General features: G+C 72.3%; 22 protein-coding genes. 7 read left to right on the forward strand and 15 right to left on the reverse strand.

The window, feature by feature from the left end; genetic code table 11:
* Positions 1–4 precede the first annotated feature (4 nt).
* Positions 5–1,282 (reverse strand): amidohydrolase family protein, encoded by a 1,278-nt coding sequence (locus ACLZOT_RS07695; RefSeq protein ID WP_416967999.1) that lies wholly within the window; start codon positions 1,280–1,282, stop codon positions 5–7.
* 208 nt (positions 1,283–1,490) lie between these two features.
* On the opposite strand from ACLZOT_RS07695, the gene ACLZOT_RS07700 reads away from it, so the two are divergent.
* The 4 genes from ACLZOT_RS07700 to ACLZOT_RS07715 are packed head-to-tail and all read left to right on the forward strand — an operon-like array spanning position 1,491 to position 5,608.
* Positions 1,491–2,969 (forward strand): aldehyde dehydrogenase family protein, encoded by a 1,479-nt coding sequence (locus ACLZOT_RS07700; RefSeq protein WP_416968000.1) that lies wholly within the window; start codon positions 1,491–1,493, stop codon positions 2,967–2,969.
* 13 nt (positions 2,970–2,982) lie between these two features.
* Positions 2,983–4,101 (forward strand): acyl-CoA dehydrogenase family protein, encoded by a 1,119-nt coding sequence (locus ACLZOT_RS07705; protein WP_416968001.1) that lies wholly within the window; start codon positions 2,983–2,985, stop codon positions 4,099–4,101.
* Entirely contained in the window at positions 4,101–4,865 is a 765-nt protein-coding gene (locus tag ACLZOT_RS07710; protein ID WP_416968002.1) for an SDR family NAD(P)-dependent oxidoreductase, read from the forward strand. The genes ACLZOT_RS07705 and ACLZOT_RS07710 overlap by 1 nt, the downstream gene beginning before the upstream one ends.
* Before the next feature lie 5 nt (positions 4,866–4,870).
* Positions 4,871–5,608, forward strand: coding sequence for an SDR family NAD(P)-dependent oxidoreductase (locus ACLZOT_RS07715; RefSeq protein ID WP_416968003.1), 738 nt, complete (start codon positions 4,871–4,873; stop codon positions 5,606–5,608).
* A 49-nt stretch (positions 5,609–5,657) separates the two neighbouring features.
* On the opposite strand, the gene ACLZOT_RS07720 is transcribed toward ACLZOT_RS07715, so the two are convergent.
* The 9 genes from ACLZOT_RS07720 to mftA form a co-directional block, all read right to left on the reverse strand.
* Complete coding sequence (locus tag ACLZOT_RS07720) at positions 5,658–6,380, reverse strand: hypothetical protein (protein ID WP_416968004.1); 723 nt, start codon at positions 6,378–6,380, stop codon at positions 5,658–5,660.
* A 13-nt stretch (positions 6,381–6,393) separates the two neighbouring features.
* Entirely contained in the window at positions 6,394–6,939 is a 546-nt protein-coding gene (locus ACLZOT_RS07725) for a flavin reductase family protein (protein WP_416968005.1), read from the reverse strand.
* Positions 6,936–8,123, reverse strand: coding sequence for a hydroxylase (locus tag ACLZOT_RS07730; RefSeq protein WP_416968006.1), 1,188 nt, complete (start codon positions 8,121–8,123; stop codon positions 6,936–6,938). Before ACLZOT_RS07730 ends, ACLZOT_RS07725 begins: the two co-directional genes overlap by 4 nt.
* A gap of 62 nt (positions 8,124–8,185) precedes the next feature.
* Complete coding sequence (gene mftF / locus ACLZOT_RS07735; protein ID WP_416968007.1) at positions 8,186–9,595, reverse strand: mycofactocin biosynthesis glycosyltransferase MftF; 1,410 nt, start codon at positions 9,593–9,595, stop codon at positions 8,186–8,188.
* Entirely contained in the window at positions 9,592–10,287 is a 696-nt protein-coding gene (mftE, locus tag ACLZOT_RS07740) for a mycofactocin biosynthesis peptidyl-dipeptidase MftE (protein WP_416968008.1), read from the reverse strand. The genes mftF and mftE overlap by 4 nt, the downstream gene beginning before the upstream one ends.
* Entirely contained in the window at positions 10,284–11,456 is a 1,173-nt protein-coding gene (gene mftD / locus ACLZOT_RS07745; RefSeq protein ID WP_416968009.1) for a pre-mycofactocin synthase MftD, read from the reverse strand. The genes mftE and mftD overlap by 4 nt, the downstream gene beginning before the upstream one ends.
* Positions 11,449–12,588 (reverse strand): mycofactocin radical SAM maturase, encoded by a 1,140-nt coding sequence (mftC, locus tag ACLZOT_RS07750; RefSeq protein WP_416968010.1) that lies wholly within the window; start codon positions 12,586–12,588, stop codon positions 11,449–11,451. The genes mftD and mftC overlap by 8 nt, the downstream gene beginning before the upstream one ends.
* Complete coding sequence (gene mftB, locus ACLZOT_RS07755) at positions 12,585–12,863, reverse strand: mycofactocin biosynthesis chaperone MftB (RefSeq protein WP_416968011.1); 279 nt, start codon at positions 12,861–12,863, stop codon at positions 12,585–12,587. Before mftB ends, mftC begins: the two co-directional genes overlap by 4 nt.
* A 10-nt stretch (positions 12,864–12,873) precedes the next feature.
* Positions 12,874–12,993 carry a mycofactocin precursor MftA gene (mftA, locus tag ACLZOT_RS07760; RefSeq protein ID WP_416968012.1) on the reverse strand — a complete coding sequence of 40 codons (120 nt, stop codon included), beginning with the start codon at positions 12,991–12,993 and terminating at the stop codon, positions 12,874–12,876.
* 138 nt (positions 12,994–13,131) lie between these two features.
* Here mftA and ACLZOT_RS07765 point away from each other — a divergent pair, with 138 nt between their 5' ends.
* Positions 13,132–14,601, forward strand: a complete 1,470-nt coding sequence (locus ACLZOT_RS07765; protein ID WP_416968314.1) for a GMC family oxidoreductase N-terminal domain-containing protein — start codon at positions 13,132–13,134, stop codon at positions 14,599–14,601.
* On the opposite strand, the gene mftR is transcribed toward ACLZOT_RS07765, so the two are convergent.
* Positions 14,563–15,156, reverse strand: a complete 594-nt coding sequence (mftR, locus tag ACLZOT_RS07770; protein WP_416968013.1) for a mycofactocin system transcriptional regulator — start codon at positions 15,154–15,156, stop codon at positions 14,563–14,565. The genes ACLZOT_RS07765 and mftR overlap by 39 nt on opposite strands.
* Before the next feature lie 148 nt (positions 15,157–15,304).
* On the opposite strand from mftR, the gene ACLZOT_RS07775 reads away from it, so the two are divergent.
* Positions 15,305–15,487, forward strand: a complete 183-nt coding sequence (locus ACLZOT_RS07775) for a hypothetical protein (RefSeq protein WP_416968014.1) — start codon at positions 15,305–15,307, stop codon at positions 15,485–15,487.
* A gap of 63 nt (positions 15,488–15,550) precedes the next feature.
* Here ACLZOT_RS07775 and ACLZOT_RS07780 read toward each other — a convergent pair whose 3' ends face one another.
* The 4 genes from ACLZOT_RS07780 to ACLZOT_RS07795 form a co-directional block, all read right to left on the reverse strand.
* A complete protein-coding gene (locus tag ACLZOT_RS07780) occupies positions 15,551–16,369 on the reverse strand; it encodes an SDR family oxidoreductase (RefSeq protein WP_416968015.1) in 819 nt (272 codons plus the stop codon).
* A gap of 49 nt (positions 16,370–16,418) precedes the next feature.
* A complete protein-coding gene (locus tag ACLZOT_RS07785) occupies positions 16,419–16,886 on the reverse strand; it encodes a VOC family protein (RefSeq protein ID WP_416968016.1) in 468 nt (155 codons plus the stop codon).
* Between the two features lie 166 nt (positions 16,887–17,052).
* Positions 17,053–17,781, reverse strand: coding sequence for a response regulator transcription factor (locus ACLZOT_RS07790; protein ID WP_416968017.1), 729 nt, complete (start codon positions 17,779–17,781; stop codon positions 17,053–17,055).
* A gap of 80 nt (positions 17,782–17,861) precedes the next feature.
* On the reverse strand, positions 17,862–18,359 hold the full coding sequence (locus ACLZOT_RS07795) for a DoxX family protein (protein WP_416968018.1): 498 nt from the start codon (positions 18,357–18,359) through the stop codon (positions 17,862–17,864).
* A 77-nt stretch (positions 18,360–18,436) separates the two neighbouring features.
* Between ACLZOT_RS07795 and ACLZOT_RS07800 the strand changes: the two genes are divergently transcribed.
* Positions 18,437–19,477, forward strand: a complete 1,041-nt coding sequence (locus tag ACLZOT_RS07800; protein ID WP_416968315.1) for an LLM class F420-dependent oxidoreductase — start codon at positions 18,437–18,439, stop codon at positions 19,475–19,477.
* Positions 19,478–19,480: the final 3 nt, after the last annotated feature.

Consider the following 19,480-nt stretch of genomic DNA (forward strand, 5'->3'; position numbering starts at 1 on the left):
GGCCTCAGATCGTCTCCGGCACCGGCGCCAGCTTCCTGCTCGCGTCGAAGCCGACCACCTTCGCCAGGGTCCCGCCGAGGATCGCCGCGCGGTCCTCCGTGCCGACCCCCTCGAAGTTCTCGGCGACGCAGTCCGCGCTGGAGCGGAAGGTGCCCTCGGCGTGGGGGTAGTCGTTGCCCCACATGATCGTGGAGAGGCCGGTGATGTGGCGGGCCTTGACGGCGGTGGGGTCGTCGGCGAACTGGACGTGGATCTGGCGGCGGACGTACTCGGTGGGCTTGAGGGGGTAGGGCCATTTGTCGTTGATGGCGAAGAGGCGGCCCATCGCGGGCTGGTCGTGCGCGGGGCGGTTGTCGTCCCAGAAGCCGAGCCACCAGTCGGAGTCCTGGCCGGTGCCGGTCTTCCACGCCTTGTCCATGTAGCCCATGAAGGAGACGAGCCAGCCGGCGGTGTACTCGATGAGGTTGAAGTGCAGGTCGGGGAAGCGCTCGCAGACCCCGCCGCCGACGAGGCTCGCGATGATGCCCTGCGGCCCGGCGACGGCGGAGCCGACGGCGCTGCCCATGGTGCGGCCGGCGACCATGCTGTCCGTCAGGTTGCCCTTGCCCTGGTTGACGGCCGTCATGAGGCCCCGGACGGTCATGGCCGTCTCGGAGACGGTCTCCCTGACCTTGACCCCGCCGGTCGCGACGTGGATGAAGACGGGCAGGCCGTGCGCCTGCGCGGCGGCCCAGACGGGGTCGTACTCGCGGGCGTAGTACGGCAGCGGCGGGATCTCCGGGAGGAGGATCGCGCCGAGGCCGAGGCGGGCGCAGCGCTCGATCTCGGCGACCGCTGCGGGGACGTCGGTCAGCGGGATCGCGGCGGTGGGGCGCAGCCGGTCCTTGTAGGGGAGGTAGCGCTCGACGAGGTAGTCGTTCCACACCCGGGCGTGGGCCATGGACAGTTCGTGGTCGTCGGTGAAGAGCACGAACAGCGACAGGTTCGGGAACATGACCGACGCGTCGACGCCGTCGAGGTTCATGTCGCGGATGATGTGCTCGGGGTCGCCGTCGGGGGTCTCGCCGCCGAGCTGGCGGTACTTGGAGATGGTCCAGCCGTCGAACCCGATGGTGTGGAGCTTCTTGAACTCGGTGTGCCCGCCTTCGACGATCGGCTCGTCGAGGGTGAACTCCTCTTCCCACAGGGCCCGGTCGCGCAGGCCCTTCGGCAGCCGGGCCTTGAACAGGTCGGCCGGCTCGATGATGTGTGAATCGCCGGAGACGACAAATTCCTTGAACACTGGCGGTACCTCTTTCGACCCTCGTCGTTCGCGTCGGACTCCCCCACGAGCGGATAGCGCCGAAGTTAGCTGTACCGATCGGTCTAGTCAATGATTCAGCACACGGATTCCACGAGGTCACACGGTCCGCCAACCTGACAGAACGCCGACACAAGGAGCTGCGACCGGACCCCTTTCCCGCAGCCCTCAATTAAGTACACTCAATACCATGACGACGGCCTACGCGTTCTCCACTCAGCTCTACCTCGACGGCCACCGCACCGACGGCCGCGCCACCACGTCCCTGGTCGTGCGCAACCCCGCGACCGAAGAGCCGATCGCCGAGGTCCCGGACGCCGGACCCGACGACGTGCGCCGCGCCGTCGAGGCCGCCCGGCGCGCTTTCGACGAGGGACCGTGGCCCCGGATGCGCCCCCGCGAACGGGCCGCCGTCCTGCTGCGGATGGCCGAGGAGATGGAGCGCAGGCTCCCCGAACTCGTCGCGGTCAACATGGCCGAGGCGGGCTCGGTGCGCGCGCTCGCCGAGACCCTCCAGACCCGCGTCCCGGTCGCCCACCTGCGGGACATGGCGGAGCGCGTGCTGCCGGCGTTCGACTGGGAGCGCCCGGTGGCCCCGACACCCGTGCCGGGCCTCGGCATCTCCCAAGGGGTGCTGCGCCGCGAGGCGTTCGGGGTGTGCGCGCTGATCTCGGCGTACAACTTCCCCTTCTTCCTCAGCATGATGAAGGTGATCCCCGCGCTCGCGGCGGGCTGCACGGCCGTGCTGAAGCCCGCGCCCGCCACGCCCCTGGAGTCCCTGCTGATCGGTGACTTCGCCGACGCGGCCGGACTGCCGCCGGGCGTCCTCAACATCGTGACCGGCGACGCGGAGGCGGGCCGGGTCCTGACCACCCACCCGATGGTGGACCTCGTCAGCTTCACCGGCTCCGACACCGTCGGCCGACTGGTGTACGGCCAGGCCGCCGCCTCCCTGAAGAAGGTCGTCCTGGAGCTGGGCGGCAAGTCGGCGAACCTGGTCCGCGCGGACGCCGACCTGGACGGCGCCGTCCGCTCCTCGCTCGCCGGGATCGTCACCCACGCCGGCCAGGGGTGTTCGCTGCTGACCCGGACGCTCGTCCACGCTTGTGTGCACGACGAGTTCGTGGCCCGGCTCACCGAAGGGCTCGCCCAGGTACGCACCGGCGACCCCGCCGACCCGGCGACCACCATGGGCCCCCTGATCAGCGCCGCCCAGCGCGACAAGGTGGAGAAGCTGATCCGCACCGGCGAGGAGGAGGGGGCGCGACTGGCGTACGGCGGCCGTCGGCCTGTCGGCCTGGAGCGGGGGTGGTTCGTCGAGCCGACGCTCTTCACGGACGTCGACAACTCCATGACCGTCGCCCGCACCGAGTTCTTCGGGCCGGTCGGGGTCGTCATCCCGTTCGCGGACGACGAGGAGGCCGTACGGATCGCCAACGACAGTCCGTACGGGCTGGCCGCCGGCGTCTGGAGCGCGGATCCGGTCGCCGCGTACGAGATCGCCGCGCGGATCCGGGCGGGCGGAGTGGCTGTGAACGGGGGCAGCGCGGGGGTGAGTCCGCGGGTGGCGTTCGGGGGGTACAAGCAGAGCGGGCTGGGGCGGGAGTGGGGGGAGTTCGGGCTGGAGGAGTACGTGCAGACGAAGTCCGTGACGTGGGCGGCGCGTTGAGATGGGCGTCTCCATGGACTTCGAGCTCAGTGAGGAGCAGGAGATGCTGCGCGCGGCCTCGCGCGACCTCCTGGCGGACCGGGCCCCCGTCGAGCGGGTACGGGCGTGGGCGGAGGGGGACGAGGACGTCGATCCCGAGGTGTGGCGGCTGACCGCCGGCCTCGGCTGGCCCGGTCTGGGGCTGCCGGAGGAGTACGGGGGCGCGGGGCAGGGGCTGGTGGAACTCGCGCTGGTGGCCGAGGAGATCGGGCGGGCGCTGGGGCGGGGGCCGTTCCTGCCGACGGCCATCGTCGGGCGCGCGCTCGCCGACGCCGGGCCGCCCGGTCTCCGGGCGGAGGTGCTGCCCGAGCTGGCCGCCGGAGCGGCCTGGGCCACCTGGGCGTTCGCGGAGCCCCGCGCCCCGTGGTCCCTCGCCGGCATCCGTGCCACGGCGAAGCCGGAGAGGGGCGGCGGATACGTCCTCGACGGGGTGAAGACGGCCGTGCAGGATGCGGGCGGCGCCCGTTGGCTGCTGGTGACGGCGCTCCAGGAGGGCACGCCGGCGTCGTACCTGGTCGACCGCTCCGCGCCCGGGGTCACGGTGAGGCGGCAGCAGGTCCTCGACCCCACGCGGGCGTTCTACGAGGTCCGGCTCACCGGCGTACGGTCCGCGCAGCGGCTCGACGCCGAACCGGCCGATATCCAGCGGTTGTTGGACGAGGCGTCGGTGCTGCGGTGTGCGGACGCGCTCGGGGCGATGGAACGGATGCTGGAGCTGACCGTCGAACACACCACGACGCGCGTACAGTTCGGGCGGCCGGTCGGCGCCTTCCAGGCGGTGAAGCACGCGTGCGCGGACATGGCGCTGCTGGTGCACGGGGCGCGGGCGGCGACCTACTACGCCGCGATGGCCGAGGGCGACGCCGAGCGGGCGGCCTGTGCCGCCGCGTCGTACGTCGCGGCCGGGGCCCCTCACGTCGCGGGCCGGGCGCTCCAGTTGCACGGGGGGATCGGCTTCACGTGGGAGCACGATCTGCATCTGTATCTGCGGCGGGCCCGTGCGGACAGCGTGCTGTACGGGGACGCGGCCGTTCATCGTGACCGGTTGTGCGAGCTGTTGATGCCGGGCCTCACCGATCCGAAGGGTTCCTGATGGAGATCAAGGGCAAGAAGGCCGTGGTGGTCGGCGGGGCGTCCGGGATGGGCCGGGCCACCGCCGGACTCCTCGCGGCGCGCGGCGCCGAGGTGGCCGTGCTGGACCGTCCCGCGTCGGCCGGGAGGGAGGTCGCCGCCGCGTTCGGCGGGACGTTCCACCCCGTGGACGTGACGGACTTCGCGGCCACCGAGACCGCGCTCGCCGACGCCGTCGACGCGCTCGGCGGGCTGCACGTGTCGGTGACGACGGCGGGCGGCGGCAGTGTCCGGCGCACGCTCGGCAAGGACGGCCCGCACGATCTGGAGACGTTCCGCCGGGTCCTGGACCTCAACGCGGTCGCGACGTTCAACATCAGCCGCCTCGCCGCCCTCCACATGAGCCGGGGCGAGCCCGAGGAGCCCGACGGGGAGCGCGGGGTGATCGTCACCACCTCGTCGATCGCCGCGTTCGAGGGGCAGATCGGCCAGGTCGCCTACGCGGCGGCCAAAGCGGCGATCGCCGGGATGGCCCTCACCATGGCCCGCGATCTCGGCTCGCTCGGCATCCGGGTCGTGGCCATCGCGCCGAGCCTCTTCGAGACAGGGGCCACGGAGCGGATCCCCGCCGGGACGCGGGCCGCGCTGGTGAAGGACGCGGCGTTCCCCCGGCGCCTGGGCCGGCCCGAGGAGTACGCGAAGCTGGCGCTCGCCGTCGTCGACAACCCGATGCTGAACGGCCAGTGTCTGCGCCTGGACGCCGGGCAGCGGTTCGGGCCGAGGTGAGCGGCGTGGAGCTGGAGGGGAAGGTGGCCCTCGTGACCGGGGGCGCACGGGGGCTCGGGCGGGCGTTCGGGGCGGCACTCGCGGCACGGGGCGCGTACGTCGTCCTCGCGGACGTGGACGGCGACGCCGCGTCGGAGGCGGCGGCCGGACTCGGGGCGGGGGTCACCGGGGTCGCCTGCGACGTCACCGACGAGGAGGCGGTGGGCGCGGCCGTCGCCGGGATCGTCGGGCGGTACGGCGGGCTCGATGTGCTGGTCAACAACGCCGGTCTGCACGCCGCCTACAACCGCCCCTTCACCGAGCTGGGCCTCGCGGCCGTACGGCGGGTCCTGGACGTCAACGTCATGGGCGTCGTGATCTGCTCGCTGGCCGCCCGCGAGGCGATGAAGGGGCGGGACGGCGCGTCCATCGTCAACATCTCGTCGTCGGCGTCCTTCGCGAACCGCAGCGTCTACGGCGTCTCGAAGCTCGCGGTGCGCGGGCTGACGATGTCCTTCGCCCGCGAGTTCGCGCCGGACGGGATCCGCGTGAACGCGATCGCCCCGGGGCTGGTCCTGACGGACGCGGTCCGCGCCCAACTGCCGCCGGCCGAACTGGAACGCGTCGTCGGGGAGCAGGTGATCCAACGCCCGGGCACGGAAGGGGACATCGTGGAGGCGCTCCTGCATCTCGTGTCGTCCCGGGCCTCGTTCGTGACCGGTGAGACGCTGCGCGTGACGGGCGGGTTCGCGCTCTCGCTGTGAGCGCATACGGCTGTGCCCCGCAACTCGGTTGCGGGGCACAGCCGTTGAGTCATGCGGCGAGTTCGCGTTCCTCGTCACTGATCGCCTTCAGCAGCACGTAGGGGGTGGCGATCTTCCACACGAAGTAGGCCGCCGACGGGAGGGCGTAGGCGAACAGGCCGTCCCAGGCGAGCGGTCCGGTGCGGTTGAGGAAGACGAACGCGCCCGGGATCAGCAGGATGCCGAGAACGATGCTCAGCCAGCCGTACCAGCGCGGGAAGAGGGGTTTCTCCCGGGTGTCGTCGATGAACGACATGTAGCCGATCGACCACACCTGGAGGACGAAGATGCAGGCGTTGCCGACGAACATCAGCCAGAACGTGTCGGTCATCGCGGACAGCACGTCCGCCGAGTGGATCTCGGGCCGGTACGCGGCGGCGGCGAGGATCGCCAGCGGGAAGAAGAACCCGAGCGGGGCGACGACCCCGGTGAGGACCTGGATCATGGACATCAGCCCCCAGCCGCCCTCGACGCGGCGCATCTGGAGGCTCGTCACGACGACGTAGGGGTACTCGAAGGGGACGAGCAGGACCATCAGGGCGACACAGGTGAGGATGCCTGTGCGATGGTCCTTGAGGAACTTCACGATGTCCTCGGGGCTCTCCGTCGGGCTCATCGGCGGGGTGAGGTGGCCCACGAGGAACGCGGCGAGGAATCCCACGAACAGGACGACTCCGCACCAGGCGGAGAGGCGTTGCAGTCTGATGTAGCGGTCAGGTCTCATCTGCGGCATCTGCGGCTCCTTGTCACGGATGTGCGCCCGGCTGTCTCCCGATCTCGTCCCAGCCGACGAGGCTGTCCAGCAGCACGGCCGCGCTGGACAGGTAGTCGCCGTACCCGCCGCGGAAGAACAGCAGCGGGGTCTTCATCGACTCGACGCGCAGGTCCCGCACCCGCCCGACGACCAGCAGGTGGTCCCCGATCCCGACCTCGCGCTCCACGGCGCAGTCGACCCAGGCGACGACACCGTCCAGCACCGGGTTCCCGTTCGACGACGGGCTCCAGGCGACCCCCTCGAACCGCCCGCGCCCCGGCCCGCTCGCCAGCTTCCGCGACAGCCGTTCCTGGTTCCCGGCCAGCGCGTTGGCACAGAACCGCCCCGCCCCGAGGATCGTGCGCAGGGTGGCGGAGGAGCGGTCCGCGAGGAAGGAGACCAGCGGCGGGTCGAGGGAGACGGAGGTGAAGGTGCCGACGACCATGCCGTGCGGGAGTCCGTCCGCGCCCGTGGTGGTGACGGCGACGACGGACGTCGGGAAGTTGCCGAGGACGTCGCGGAACTCCCGCGGGTTCATATCAGCACGCGCATCGGCTCGGGCAGTTCGAGGCCCATGCCGGCGAGCGCGTTCGCGTGGTAGGCGGCACCCGGTACGTGGATCATGTGCTGGAGTCCGACGTGCGCGTCCCGCCAGTACCGCTGCATCGGGTTGTTCCGGCGGATCGCGTTGCCGCCGGAGCGGGTGAAGATCTGGTCGAGCGCGCCGACGGCCCGCCAGGCGCAGCGCACCTGGTTGCGCCGTACGTCGGCCCGGTCCTCGACGGTGATCTTCTGCCCGGACTCGGCCTTGTCGTACAAGCGGCTGATGCCGTCGAGGAGTTGGACCCGGGAGGCGGCGACCTCGGCGGCGGCCTCCCCGGCGGCGTACAGGACGTAGGGGTCGTCGCGGACCTGGACGCCGGTGACGGCGACGCGTTCCTTCTGCTGGGCGAGGTGCAGGGCGAGCGCGCCTTCGCAGATGCCGATGACGGCGGAGGTGATGCCGAGCGGGAACATCGAGCTGAACGGCAGCCGGTAGAGGGTGTCGTTGATCCCGAACTCCTCGGCGGCGACGCCCTCTTGCACCGCTTCCTGGCGGATCGCGCGGTGGCTGGGGACGAACGCCTTGTCGACGACGACGTCCTTGCTGCCGGTGCCGCTGAGGCCGACGACGTCCCAACTCCCCTCGATGATCTCGTAGTCGGAGCGGGGCAGCACGACGTGCAGGACGGTGATGGGCTGGGCGGGCCGGCCCTTGCCGTTGCCGTTGCCGAGGAGCGCACCGAGGAAGTCCCAGCGGCAGTGGTCGCTGCCGGAGGAGAACGGCCACCGCCCGCTCAACACGTAGCCGCCGTCGACGGGTTCGGCGATGCCGTTCGGCATGTACGGGGAGGCGATCCAGGTGTCCGGGTCGTCGCCCCACACCTCCTGGGCGAGCCGGGGGTCCATCTGGGCCAGCTCCCAGGGGTGCACGCCGACGACGCCGCACACCCAGCCGGCGGCGCCGTCGTGCCGGGCGACCGCCATCACGGCCTCGGCGAAGTCCCTCGGGTGGGCCTCGTAGCCGCCGTACGCCTTGGGTTGCAGCATGCGGATGACCCCGGCCGAGCGGAGCAGTTCCACCGTCCGGTCGCTGAGTTTGCCGAGTGCCTCGTTGTCGTCGGCGAGTGCGGCCAGTTCGGCCCCGGACTCCTCGACACGGCCGACCACTTCATGCGTCACGCGCACCTCCTGGTGACTGAATCGACGCCGGCGCCGCGCATGGTCACGGCGCCGGGACGATCTCAGTCTCGGGGTGCGTGCCCCGGGCCCGCCGGACGCTTTCCGCTGACCGGGACAGCCGTGAAGCGGGGTCGCAGGGCGAGCGTCGAGCGGTCCCGTAGCGCCGACATCCAGACGCCGGCGCCGTACGCGAGGTCGTCGAGACGCCGGGCGACGCCGTACCTCAACAGGCCACTGGGGCTGGGGTGTTCAAGGGCGATATCGGCCACGGCGGCGACCACGGCAGCCCTGCGCAGCCGCCGGGACACGAGGCATCCGGCGGCGGTGAGGGGCCACCAGTGCCGGTTCAGGAGCGCCGAGGTCTGCGCGAGGGCCGCGAGGGCACCGTTCCCGGTGAGCCGCGCGGCCAACCGGTACGGGTGTCCGGTCCCGTCGAGCTTGCGGCCCACCCGTACGGCGGTCACCGCGAGGACGCCCGCCGCGACCGGCGCGGACCAGCGGCGCTGGGCGAGCAGCGAGGCCGCGAACAGGGCGCTCCACGGGGCGAGGACGGCGGGCGCGATGAACTCGGGGTAGCGGTGGGCGAGGGGGGCGGCGCCGGTTCCGTACACGGCCTTGCGGGTGAGCCAGTCGTCGAGGCGCGTGCGGTGTTCGTGCGCGGCCCGGACGGAGGGCTCGTACCGCACACGCCGGCCCTCTTCGATGAGCCGCCAGCACAGGTCCACGTCCTCGCCGACCCGCAGCTCCTCGTCGAAGCCCTTCTGTAGCGCGTCGACTCGGGCCACCGCACAAGCAGTTGGCACCCAGGACACCGGCGTCCCGGGCCGTACCAGTGCCGGGTGCGCGCCGAGGTCCAGGGAGGAGCGGGCGTTCTCGTACCGTTCGATCCAGGTGGGGTTCGGGGCGGGGAGGCCGGTGATTCGGGGGACGGCCAGGGCGACGCGGGGGTCGGTGAAGTGGCGCAGGAGGGTGGGGACGGTGTCGGGGTTAAGGACGACGTCCGAGTCGGCGAAGACGACGTACGGCGTGGTGACGCGCCGCAGGCCGGCGTTGCGGGCTCCGGCGGGGCCTTGATTGGTGGCCAACTGGACGAGCTGGGCACCGAATTGGGTGGCCACGCGTGCGACGGCCCCTGGATCGTGCGAGGCGTCGTCCACGACGATCACCGGGTGGTCGCCGATGCTCCGCAGGAGCCGTTCGAGTTGGCGGGGGCGGTCGCGGACCGGGACAACCACTGTGTAGCGCGGGTCGGTTGGGGGGCCGTAGGTCTCGATGACCGGGTGGGCCATGCCCGTGTCGAGGAGGCGGTCCGCCAGGAGGGCGCTCGCCGTGTCGCGGACGGTGAGGGTTCTGCCGGTCATCAACTCCCGTGCTCTGGGCGCGAGTTTGAGGAGCCGGGTCGGGGAGCCGCCCAGGAGGGCGCGGCCGTCGTCGAGGACGTGGGTGTGGCGGTCCAGTGCGACGGTGGTCATCTCAGGCGCCCTCGGGTGTCGACCGTCCACGCCTTGATGCGGTGGACCGTGGCGTCGGTCATACGGTCCAGGGTCCGCCGCCCTTCCTCCGCCGACGCCCCGGCCGGGTCCCCGAGCACTCCGTTGGGTGACACGGCTCGCACGCCGCGCGCGACCAGTTCCAGCATCAGATCGGCCAGCGGCCTGGTGTCCCCGGCGACGGCCGCGTCGAGGCGGACGTGTTCCGGGGCGAGGTGCAGCATGAGGGACGTCTCGGTGCGTCCGGCGTGTGCGTCGCCGCCGGGGATCTCGCAGCCTGTCCAGGCAAGGTCGTGTCCTTCTTCACGGAGGATCCTCGCAGCGTCGGCGACGGTCGCCGTGTTCCCGCCGTGCCCGTTGACGAGGACGACGCGCCCGGCCCAGAGCGCGAGTGAGCGTGCCACCTCGACGAGCACGGCGTGCAGGGCCTCGCGCCCGATGGACACGGTCCCGGGGAACCCGGCGTGTTCCCCGCTCGCCCCGTACGCGAGGGCCGGGGCGACGAGCGCGCCCGGGAACTCCCGTGCCGCGCGCCGGGCCACGGCGTCGGCGACGACCGTGTCCGTGTCGAGCGGCAGGTGCGGTCCGTGCTGTTCGGTGGAGCCGACGGGGACGAGGACGAGGGTGCCGCGCGGTACGGCGGGCCAGACGGCGTAGGACAGGGACGCCGTCATGCCGGGTCGAGGCGGAAGCCGGGCGGGATCACCAGGTCGTCCGGGGCGAGTTCGTGGACGGCCGCGCGGCCGAGGCCGAGGACCGCCGAGTCGAGGCCGCCGCGCAGGATGTCGAGGACGTTCTCCACGCCGGCCTGTCCGTTCGCGGCGAGGCCCCACAGGTAGGCGCGGCCGACGAGGACGGCTCGCGCGCCGAGGGCGAGGGCTTTCGCGACGTCGCCGCCGCGTCGTATCCCGCCGTCGAGGAGGACCTCGACCTGGTCGCCGACGGCTTCGGTGATCGCGGGGAGGAGGCGGATGGTGGCGGGGGTGGTGTCGAGGTTGTTGCCGCCGTGGTTGGAGACGGACAGGGCGGTGACGCCCGCGTCCACCGCGCGTTTCGCGTCGTCGACGCGGGTGACGCCCTTGAGGAGGAAGGGGCCGCCCCACTCCTCGCGGAGCCATTTGACGTCGTCCCAGGTGGGAGGTGGGGTCTGCGTCCATTCGCCGTAGGCGCCGAAGAAGGTGAGGGGTGCGGCGCCGGGTTCGGTGAGGTTGGGGACGGTCAGGTCGGGGAGGCGGCCGGCCTTCGCGTACTTGAGGAGCCAGCCGGGCTTGGGGAGGACGTCCGGGGCGAACTTGAGCATCGTCCGGAGGTCGAGTCGCTCCGGAATGGCGGGACTTCCCCAGTCGCGGCCCTGTGAGAAGGACCAGTCGAGGGTGACGATGAGGGCCTTGGCGCCTGCCGTGCGGGCGCGGTCCATGCGGCGGATCATCGTGTCGCGGGTGCCGCTCCAGTAGAGCTGGAAGAACAGGTCCGGCTGGGCGGCGGCGACCTCTTCGACGGGGCGGCTCGCGAAGGAGCTGAGGCCCATCGGGATGCCCCGGTTCGCGGCGGCTCGGGCGACGGCGACCTCGCCCTCGGGGTCGACGGCCTGGACGCCGGTCGGGGAGATGACGACGGGGAATGCGGCGGGGACGCCGAGGACGGTGGTGGTCAGGTCGCGCTGTGCGTGGTGGCCCACCACCCGTGGGGAGAAGCCGAGTTCGGCGAAGGCGGACACGTTCGACCGGAGGGTGCGGCCGCGTTCGGAGCCCGCGAGGAGGGCGCCGTAGACGGAGGCGGGGAGGCGTTTCCTGGCCCGGCGCTGTGCCTCGGCGACCGTCTCGAACCAGGGGTTTCTAGGCATGGGCTTTCCTGACGATGGTCAGCGGGCTCTCGTCGCAGGCGCGGGCGGGCCGGGAGTGGTCGCCGGACGGTTTGGGCAGGAGCACCGGGTCGCGGAGGGTGAGCAGTCGCTCGCCGTGGCCCTGGACGCATTCGGGGTCGGGGCCGTCGAGCGGGAGGCCGGTGAAGAACTTCGCGGCCATGCAGCCGCCCTTGCAGGTGTCGTAGAAGGCGCAGGACGCGCAGGCGCCGCCGTGCTGCGGGGTGCGCAGCCGCCCGAACAGCTCGGAGTCGCGCCAGACTTGGGCGAATCCGCCGGGGTCGCGGACGTTCCCGGCGAGGAACTCGTCGTGGATGGCGAACGGGCAGGCGTAGACGTCGCCGACGGGGTCGATGAGGCACACGACGCGTCCGGCGCCGCACAGGTTGAGGCCGGGCAGCGGTTCGCCGTACGCGGAGAGGTGGAAGAAGGAGTCTCCGGTGAGGACGGACTCGCCGTGAGCCAACAGCCAGTCGTACAGCTCGCGTTGCTGGGCGGCGGTGGGGTGGAGGTCGTCCCAGACGTCGGCGCCGCGTCCGGAGGGGCGCAGGCGGGTGAGGCGCAGGGTGGCGCCGTAGCGGTCGGCGAGGGCCTTGAACGCGTCGAGCTGGGGGATGTTGTGGCGGGTGCAGACCACGGAGATCTTGACGTTGTCCATCCCGGCGGCGGCGAGGTTCTCCAGGGCTCTGATCGCCGTCGCGTACGAACCCCGGCCGCGCAGCGCGTCGTTGACGTCGGGGGTGGCGCCGTCCAGGGAGATCTGGACGTCGACGTAGTCGTTGCGGGCGAGGCGGCCTGCGGCGTGCGGGGTGATGCGGACGCCGTTGGTGGAGAACTTGACGCCGACGTGGTGGGCGGTGGCGTGGTCGAGGAGGTCCCAGAAGTCGGGGCGGACGGTGGGTTCGCCGCCGCCGATGTTGACGTAGAAGACCTTCATGGCCTCCAGCTCGTCGATGACCGCCTTGGCTTCGGCGGTGGTGAGTTCGCGGGGGTCGCGGCGGCCCGAGCTGGAGAGGCAGTGGGCGCAGGCGAGGTTGCAGGCGTAGGTGAGTTCCCAGGTGAGGCAGATCGGCGCGTCGAGTCCGTGCTCGAACAGGTCGGTAAGCCGGGTCATGGGGTCGTCCTTCCGACGAGCATGGCGGAGTCGGCGAGGGCGGCCAACGCGGCGCGGTAGCGCGGGAGTTCGCTCTCCTCGATCCCGGCGTCGCGGCAGGCGGCGCGGGCGGTGGGCGCCTGCGCGAGGCGGTCGACGGCGGCGAGGAGGCGGCGGTCCTTGAGGAACGTGAGCCTGCGGGTGCCGAAGTGGTAGAGCAGCGCCCCGAAGGGCTCGGGCCGCACCGAGACCTGCGGGTGCAGGTCCCAGGCGCGGTCGAGGTCGATCCCTGTCATGCGGCGGCCCCTAGTAGACGCCGCACATGCCGTCGATGGAGATCTCCTCCAGGAGGTCTTCCGCCTCGATCAGCGGGGGTGTCTCCAACTCGGCGGTTTCTTCGGACGGTTCGGATCGGAGCTCGGTCATGCGACTCTCCCTCGGACGTCTTCCGTCGGTTGCCGGGAGAGTAATGGCACCACGTGCCATAAGTGAAGGGGCCGGTGTTCCCGGCCAGCGGGACGGGGTCTTGTGCGGGGCGGGCGCGGGGAGTTGAATCCGGTGCCCATGGAGCGCGCGGATGTCGTCGTGGTGGGCGCCGGGGGCAGTGGCGCGGTGCTCGCGGCCCGGCTGAGCGAGGATCCCGGACGCCGGGTGCTGGTCCTGGAGGCGGGGCCCGTGGCCGGGTTCGGCCCCGAGGTGCTCGACGCCCGGCTCGTCCCCGGCGCCCGGCCGGGGCATCCCGCCGTCCAGCCGTACGACGTCCGTCTGACGCCGTCGCGGCCGTACACGGTCGTGCGGGGGCGGGGGCTCGGCGGGTCGACCGCGGTGAACGGGGGTTACTTCATCCGGGCCCGGCGGGAGGACTTCGACCGGTGGTCGGCGGTGGCGGGCGGGAGCGTCTGGTCGTACGACCGGCTGCTGCCGCTCCTGCGCTCGCTCGAAACCGGCCTGACCCGCACGGAGTTGGCCCATCCGGCCGCCGAAGCGTTCCGAACGGCCGCTCTGCGCCTGGGTTTTCCCGAGGAACCCGACAAGAACGCCGACGGAGCGCCGGGGTTCGGTCCGGTCCCGACCAACACGGTGGACGGCGTCCGGATCAACACCGGCCTCAGTCACCTCCTCGGCGCGCTGGACCGCCCCAACCTCCGTGTCCAGGGCGGCAGTACGGTCCTGCGGGTCGTCGTCGAGCGGGGTCGCGCGACCGGCGTCGAGGTGGAGCGGGACGGGCTGCGCCGGATGGTGTGCGGCGGTGAAGTGGTGCTGTGCGCGGGGGCGTTGCGCTCTCCGCATCTGCTCCACCTGTCCGGGGTGGGGCCGCGCCGGGAGCTGGAGGCGCTGGGGATCGCGGTCGTGAGCGATGTCCCGGAGGTGGGCGCGCGGTTCGGTGACCATCCTCAGGTGGTCCTGGAGTGGCGGCCACCGGGAGAAATGCCGGAGCCGTCGGGTTCCTGGCTGGGCGGGGCGCTGCACCTGCCGGCGTCGGACGGGGAGCATCCCGGCGGTGACCTGGAGATCCTTCAGTCGCTGGTCCCTCTGGCCGGGTTGACGAGTGGCCGGGTGTCGGTGCCGGGGGCTCCGCTCGCGTTCCTCGCCTCCGTGCAGACGCCCAGGCTGACGGGCCGGATGCGGACGGTGAGCGCCGACCCGCACCGGCCGCCCGCGCTGGCGTACGGGTATCTGGCGAGCGGCGACGACCGGCGCCGGATGCGTGAAGTCGTGCGGGTCACCGCCGAGTTGGCGGGCGGCGGGCTGGTCGCGCCGGGGTTCCCGACGCTGCGGGACGATCAACTCCTCGACGCCTGGATCCTGGAGCGCCTCGGGACGGCTCAGCACACGTGCGGGACCGTGCCGTTGGGGTCGGCCGTGGACGCGTACGGCAGGGTGCGCGGGGTGCGGGGGCTGCGGGTCGCGGACACGTCGGTCCTGCCCGCTCCCCCGCTGCGGGGTCCGGCCGCGACGGCCGTGCTCGTCGGGGAGGTGGTCGCCGCCGGGATGCTACAAGTGGGCGTATCCGGCGGCCAGTTGGCTGATTGACGTGGACAGGAGGTCACTCAGGTCGGCGTCCTCGTCGGTGAGCCACTGTTCGTAGGCGGCGACGCAGGCGGCCAGGACGGTGCCGCCGATCAGGCGGGGCAGCAGGTCGGTCGCGGGGAGGCCGAGGCGTCGTGCCGCGAACTCGGTGACGAGGGCCCGCCAGGAGGCGTAGCGGACGGCCGAGTCCGCTTTGAGGGTGGGGACTTCGAGGATCAGGGTCATGCGCTGGCGGTGCCAGGGGACGACCGCGGGGTCGAAGCGGTTGAACTCGACGACCGCCTCGCGCACGGCGTCCATCATCGGCGTCTGCGGGTCGGCAGCGGCGAGCAGTGTCTCCAGCCTGACCAACTGCTCCTCGAAGTCGCCCCACACGAGGTCGTTCTTGGAGGCGAAGTACCGGAAGAACGTGCGCCGTCCGATACCGGCCGCGTCCGCGATGTCGTCCACGGTCGTCCGGTCGAAGCCCCGCCGGGCGAACAGCTCGAACCCCAGCCGTTCGAGCGCGGGCCTCGACGTGGCGCGCGGCCTACCCATCACGGTCTCGGTCGACCCCATCCCGCCTCACCTCCTGTACTGCGGTCCTCGTACGACGAGCGCAGGTGCAGCCAACTCCACCACGGACCGGGGTGGTCGCTCCCTCGTCGCGTCGAGCCGGTCGCGGAAAGGTTGATCACATCAGCCCGACGCACCGAAAGGCCACCCCGTGAAGGCGATGCTCTCCAACCGCACCGTTCTGTGGACCCTGTTCCTGTTCAACACCACGGCCGCGATAGCTGCGCCGCTCATCGCCGAGAACTCGCAGGGGTACATGACCAGCGCCGGTATGGGTGTGGTCGCGCTCGGGATGGGTGTGGCGCTGTACAAGGGGCGGCCTCAGCACGGCTGAGCGCAGGTGAAGAGGGCGGGTGGGTCAGCGTCGACCCACCCGCCCTCTTCCGTGTGTCCGGGGTCAGCGCACCGCGCCGACCACTCCCCCGTCGACGAGGATCTCGATGCCGTTGACGAAGCTCGCCTCGTCGGAGAGGAGGAACGCGACGACGTTCGCGACCTCCTCCGACCGTCCGGTGCGGCCGAGCGGGGTCGCGGCGACGAGCTGCTGCATCGTCGTGTGCTCGGCGGCCTCCTGGCGGCCCTGCGGGGTGTCGATGATGCCGGGGGCGAGCGCGCAGACGCGGGCGCCGGCCTTGCCGAGGCGGACCGCCTCCTTGCGGGCGAAGCGGGCGACGCCGTGTTTGGCCCACGGGTAGGCGAGCGCGGACTGTTCGACGTCGGGTCCGACGGCGGCGCGGATGCGGTCGAGGAAGGCCGGGTGGAGCGGCTCGTCCAGGATCTCGGCGGTGGCGGCGTCGGGTTCGACGCGGGCCAGGAGGTGGGACATCGAGGAGAAGTAGACGTGCGCGGTGCCCTGCGTGGCCAGCGGGCGCAGGGCTTCGGCGAGGAGGGCGGTGCCGATGAGGTCGACCTCGAAGATACGGCGCCAGTCGGCCATGGTCGGCGAGATCCCGGCGGCGTGGGCGACGGCCCGCAGGGTGCCGGTCTCGCGGACGCGGTCGGCGAGGCGGGCCAGGCCCGCGCGGTCGGTGACGTCGAGGGCGAACGCCTCGGCGGTGGCGCGGTGTCCGGCGGCGTTGAGGTCCTTCGCGACGGCGGAGACGGTCGTCTCGTCGCGGTCCACGAGCAGCAGGACGTCCACCAGGTCGGCGAGCCGCCGTGCGCACGCCTCCCCCATGCCGCGTCCGGCGCCGGTGGCGATTCCTACGGTCGTCATGTCTGCTCCTCGGTGAGAACGGGGTACGGGTGCACGCGCGGCGGCCTCATCAGCTCCAGGCCCTCTCCAGCGACGGCTGGGCGGCCCTGCTGACCAGCTCGATGCGGAACGCGGTCTGCGCGGTGCTGCGCAGGAACGCGAAGAACGGGCGTCCGTCGGGGCCGATACGCGTCGCCTCGATCTCGTAGCCGTGGCGCTGCAGTGCGGCGGTGTCGGCGGCGACGTCGTCGGACCAGTAGCCGAAGTGGTGGATGCCCGAGCCCGCGGTGGGCTCCCAGAGGGTGCCGGGGACCTGGCGGACGATCTCCAGCCGGGGTCCCGTACCGGACATCCGCGAGTACGTGCAGCGGAAGTCGATGGTGGTGTCCCCGGCGGGGAGGCGGACGTCGGCGGCGCCGCCCATGTCGTCGTGCCACTCGAAGCCGAACAGGTCGGTGAGCCGCTGTTTGGTGGCCTCGTAGTCCTCGGCGACGATGCCCACGTGGAACTGGTCGGTGGGGCGCAGGATGCCGGACATGGTCTCTCCTCGCTGGTGGTGCCGTGCGTGGCCCCAGGGAATCAAGGAGAGCCGACACCTCTCGGACCGCTTCCTGACAGTTCCCGGACGTGATGGGGGTCACGTGGGGAGGGTGCTGTGGAGGCGCTGTTCTTCGAGGCGGTGTCGGGGGGTGCTTGGTGTGCGGTCAGTCGCGCGGGCGGCCGAACCAGTAGCCGAAGCCGCGCACGGTGTGGATCAGTGTGACCTCGCCCTGGCCGACGTCCTGGTCGACCTTCTGCCGCAGGCGTGAGACGAGTTTCTCGATGGCCTCGCCGGCCCGGCCCTCGCCCCACACGTGCCGGCTGATCTGTTCCTTGGACACGACGCGTTCGGCGTTGGCGAGCAGGTGGTGCAGGAGGCGGTACTCGGCGGGGCTGAGCCCGAGGGGGCGGGCGCCGCGCCGGGCCCGGCAGGTCGCGTCGTCCAGGACGAGGTCGCCGTAGACCGAGACGGCGGGCGCGCGGGCGGTGCGGCGGTCGCGCAGGAGGAGTTCGGCGCGGGCGAGGACTTCCGTGGTGCGCAGCGGCTTGGTGACGTAGTCCTCGGCGCGGCGGCCGAGTTCGGGCAGGAGGGTGTGCAGGTACTCGCAGGTGATCAGGAAGAGGAGCGGCGGGATCCGGGCCGTGGTGTGCCGCAGGCCCCTGGGCATGGACCTGAGGTCGGGGAGCGTGGCGTCCCAGACGACCAGGTCGTAGCGGCGCCCGGCGATCCGGGCCAGGCCCTCCGCGCCGGTGGCCACCGCGCCGCCGACGGTGTACCCGGCGAGCTGGAGTGTGGTGGTGAGGAGGTCGACCTCGCCCGTGTCCCCCGCGACGATCAGTACGTCCCGTCCGGTGCACCGGAGGGTCGACGGCTGGTGGAGTACGTTCGTCATGGCCGATGCCTTTCGCGCGGGAGGCGACCGGGCCGCCGCAGCCACGGCCGCCGGACCACTTTAGCAGCTCTTTGCGTAACTCAAGCAATATCGTCCGGGCGCCGCCAGAAGAGCCCGAGCTGAGCCGCCGCGGCCCCGAGCCCGAGCCCCGCCGCGAGCGCCGCACGCCGGGGCCCGTCGAGCCGGGCGTCGACCCCCAGCGCCCGGTCGACACTCACCCGCCCCGGCCCCAGCGCCGCGACCGCCACCGCCGCCACCCCGAGGTTGAGGACGAACTCGTACCCGTCCTTCATGACGAAGAACCCGTTGGTTGAGTGCACTGAACCCGCCGCCACGCCCATGGTCCCCACTACCGCCGAAGCGGCCAGCGGGGTGGCCGCCCCCGCCACCAGCGCGACCCCGGCCCCCACCTCCACGACCGCGCTCGCCACGGCCTGCGCCTTCGGCCCGCGGAAGCCAACGGACCGGAACCAACCGGCTGTTCCCTCCAGCGTCCGGGCGTGCCGCACCCCGTGCGCGATCATCGTCCCGCCGACCACCGCGCGCAGCGCGTACCGGGCCACATCCGTCCCGTCCACAGCATCTCCCTCCAGAGCCTCACCAGCGATAGAGTGTACTTTATTCGGTGGAGGTGAGCATGGGACGGGAGCCCGGAATGCGGATCGGCATGCCCCTGAGCTACAGCGGCGGCTTCAAGGAGACCGTCGGCCTGCTGCGCGACTACGAGAAGGCCGGCCTGGACATCGTCTTCGTCCCCGAGGCCTACTCCTACGACGCGGTCAGCCGGCTCGGCTACATCGCCGCCCGCACCGACCGCCTGGAGCTCGCGTCCGGCATCCTCCCGGTCTCCACCCGCACCCCCACGCTCACCGCGATGACGGCGGCGGGCCTCGACCACGTCTCCGACGGCCGCTTCACGCTCGGTCTCGGCGCCTCCGGGCCCCAGGTGATCGAGGGGTTCCACGGGCAGCCGTACACCGCTCCCCTGGCGCGGACCAGGGAGGTCGTGGAGATCTGCCGGGCGGTGTGGCGCCGCGAGAAGCTGGTCCACGAGGGGCGGCACTACCGCATTCCGCTGCCGCCCGGAGAGGGTACGGGGCTCGGGGTGCCCCTCAAGCTGATCAACCGCCCACTGCGTGAGCGCATCCCGATCGTGCTGGCCGCGCTCGGGCCGAGGAACGTCGCCCTGGCCGCCGAGATCGCCGAGGGCTGGATGCCGATGTTCTTCCACCCCGAGCGGGCGGGCGAGGTCTGGGGTGCGGCGCTGGCCGAGGGAACGGCCCGCCGGGACCCGGCCCTCGGCCCGCTCGACGTCGTCGTGTCACCGCCGCTGGCGATCGGCCCCGGCGCCGACGCCCTCCTCGGCCTCGCGCGCCCCCAACTCGCCCTGTACCTCGGCGGGATGGGGGCACGCGGGCACAACTTCTACCTGGATCTGGCCCGCCGCTACGGCTACGGCGAGGAGGCCGCCGCCGTGCAGGACCTGTACCTGTCCGGCCGCAAGGAGGCCGCGGCGGCGGCCGTCCCCGAGGACCTGGTGCGGGCGACGTCCCTCGTGGGGAGCGCCGCGTACGTCGCCGAGCGCCTCGCCGTGTTCCGCGCGGCGGGCGTGACGACGCTTCAGGTACGGCCGCTGGACCCGGATCCGGGGCGGCGGCTCGCGGACGTGGAGCGGCTCAAGGGGCTGGTGGCGTAGGCG

The sequence above is a fragment of the Streptomyces sp. 4F14 genome (genome assembly GCF_048159485.1).
Taxonomy (GTDB): domain Bacteria; phylum Actinomycetota; class Actinomycetes; order Streptomycetales; family Streptomycetaceae; genus Streptomyces.

Bases quoted from the DNA above. Each gene is read 5' to 3' on its own strand.
- ACLZOT_RS07700 (WP_416968000.1), top strand. From the start codon at position 1,491: ATGACGACGGCCTACGCGTTCTCCACTCAGCTCTACCTCGACGGCCAC.
- ACLZOT_RS07705 (WP_416968001.1), top strand. From the start codon at position 2,983: ATGGACTTCGAGCTCAGTGAGGAGCAGGAGATGCTGCGCGCGGCCTCG.
- ACLZOT_RS07710 (WP_416968002.1), top strand. From the start codon at position 4,101: ATGGAGATCAAGGGCAAGAAGGCCGTGGTGGTCGGCGGGGCGTCCGGG.
- ACLZOT_RS07720 (WP_416968004.1), bottom strand. From the start codon at position 6,380: ATGCCGCAGATGAGACCTGACCGCTACATCAGACTGCAACGCCTCTCC.
- ACLZOT_RS07725 (WP_416968005.1), bottom strand. From the start codon at position 6,939: ATGAACCCGCGGGAGTTCCGCGACGTCCTCGGCAACTTCCCGACGTCC.
- mftF (WP_416968007.1), bottom strand. From the start codon at position 9,595: ATGACCACCGTCGCACTGGACCGCCACACCCACGTCCTCGACGACGGC.
- mftE (WP_416968008.1), bottom strand. From the start codon at position 10,287: ATGACGGCGTCCCTGTCCTACGCCGTCTGGCCCGCCGTACCGCGCGGC.
- mftD (WP_416968009.1), bottom strand. From the start codon at position 11,456: ATGCCTAGAAACCCCTGGTTCGAGACGGTCGCCGAGGCACAGCGCCGG.
- mftC (WP_416968010.1), bottom strand. From the start codon at position 12,588: ATGACCCGGCTTACCGACCTGTTCGAGCACGGACTCGACGCGCCGATC.
- mftB (WP_416968011.1), bottom strand. From the start codon at position 12,863: ATGACAGGGATCGACCTCGACCGCGCCTGGGACCTGCACCCGCAGGTC.
- mftA (WP_416968012.1), bottom strand. From the start codon at position 12,993: ATGACCGAGCTCCGATCCGAACCGTCCGAAGAAACCGCCGAGTTGGAG.
- ACLZOT_RS07765 (WP_416968314.1), top strand. From the start codon at position 13,132: ATGGAGCGCGCGGATGTCGTCGTGGTGGGCGCCGGGGGCAGTGGCGCG.
- mftR (WP_416968013.1), bottom strand. From the start codon at position 15,156: ATGGGGTCGACCGAGACCGTGATGGGTAGGCCGCGCGCCACGTCGAGG.
- ACLZOT_RS07780 (WP_416968015.1), bottom strand. From the start codon at position 16,369: ATGACGACCGTAGGAATCGCCACCGGCGCCGGACGCGGCATGGGGGAG.
- ACLZOT_RS07785 (WP_416968016.1), bottom strand. From the start codon at position 16,886: ATGTCCGGCATCCTGCGCCCCACCGACCAGTTCCACGTGGGCATCGTC.
- ACLZOT_RS07790 (WP_416968017.1), bottom strand. From the start codon at position 17,781: ATGACGAACGTACTCCACCAGCCGTCGACCCTCCGGTGCACCGGACGG.
- ACLZOT_RS07800 (WP_416968315.1), top strand. From the start codon at position 18,437: ATGCGGATCGGCATGCCCCTGAGCTACAGCGGCGGCTTCAAGGAGACC.